The organism is Methylobacterium sp. Leaf88, from assembly GCF_001422795.1.
In the GTDB taxonomy this organism is placed as follows: Bacteria; Pseudomonadota; Alphaproteobacteria; order Rhizobiales; family Beijerinckiaceae; genus Methylobacterium.
This window is the reverse complement of the sequence record NZ_LMMK01000026.1, coordinates 1-1,175: the sequence shown is the minus strand read 5'-3', so window position 1 is coordinate 1,175 and position 1,175 is coordinate 1. Positions and strand designations below refer to the sequence as shown.

Annotated in this window: 1 protein-coding gene; it reads right to left on the bottom strand. The window is 67.4% G+C overall.

Annotated features, from left to right (window positions below; all coding sequences use genetic code 11):
- Nucleotides 1-738: Hint domain-containing protein (locus ASF20_RS23455; protein ID WP_082501379.1), on the bottom strand; the 738-nt coding region annotated here is incomplete at its 3' end.
- Nucleotides 739-1,175 lie beyond the last annotated feature (437 nt).

The following is a 1,175-nucleotide window of genomic DNA, read 5'->3' as shown; positions in this document are numbered from 1 at the left end:
GTGCCAGTAGGAGACGCGCGCCAGGCTGGTGCGGGCGATGGTGGTTCCGTTGGCTAGGCACATAACCGGCACGAGTACGCCGCCTTGAGCCTCGGCATCGGCGCCGACGAGAACGGGATGCCCGGGGGAGAGGAAGAGGTCGCGCCTAGGCAGGCCGTGGCCGAAGGCGCCGGCCCGGATGCGGATGGGCGACTGGTCGGCGGGCAGCGGCCGCTCTGCCCCGAGATCACGATGGCCGGTCCAGGTGATCGTACGGTGGCGGCCGGAGGCGGTGACGGCGCGGTCGCCGACCTGCAGGTCCTCCACGGCGACCTCGCCCCGCGTCGTCAGGATGCGCGTGCCGGATCCGAAGCAGAGGGCGTAGGGATCCTGCTGGACGGTGATGGATTGCCCCGGCTCGTAAACATCGTTCGAGTAGAGGAGGTAGACGTACTCACCCCTGGCTGCTGAAAAGACGCGGGTGACGACGCCGCCCGAATCTCCGAGCTGGCCGACATACTCCCGATTGGTGAAAGTGGTCGATTGATCCCCGACGGTTTGGACGATCTGCATCTTGTCGGCCGGGGTGTCGCCCAGGATGTTCGGGTCGTCGGACCCGTCGGTCGACGGCAGATCGCTGAGCACGAACTGGCCCTCCGTCCCTCCCGATCTGCTGCCGATCGCGATCATGTCGTCGCCGTTCTTACTGTCGGCCGTTCCCAGCGAGTAGAAGCGGGAAAACGTCTGCGTCGATGCCATGGTGCGGACCTCTCATGGATTGGGTTGCGCGGGATGCCGTCCGACCGATTTACCGGAGACAAGGTCGTTCCGTGTGTGTCGCGCCGAGCGATTGCCATGATGGAGACCGCAACGGCGATGGATGCTGATCCACGTTCTTTGCCCGGCCGAAGCGGCTCGTCGAAATGCACAACTCGGTAGATTCTGACGGTCTCGTCGGGCGTAAGGACTGGGGGCGTGCTCTGGGTGTCGCGTAGGCGCCGGATCGTGGACGAACCGGCGCCTACTGGGCGGCGGAAGCGAAGTGGCGGGTGCCCGCATCCCAGTCGCAGTCCTCGGCGAGGATCCGGGCGAAGACGGCATCGAGGCGGGCGCGCTCCGCCTCGACGAGGGGGCCGTCGAGGGCGACCGGGCGGCACCGGGCCGACAGCCCCGGCGGCACGAAGTCCGGATGGTGC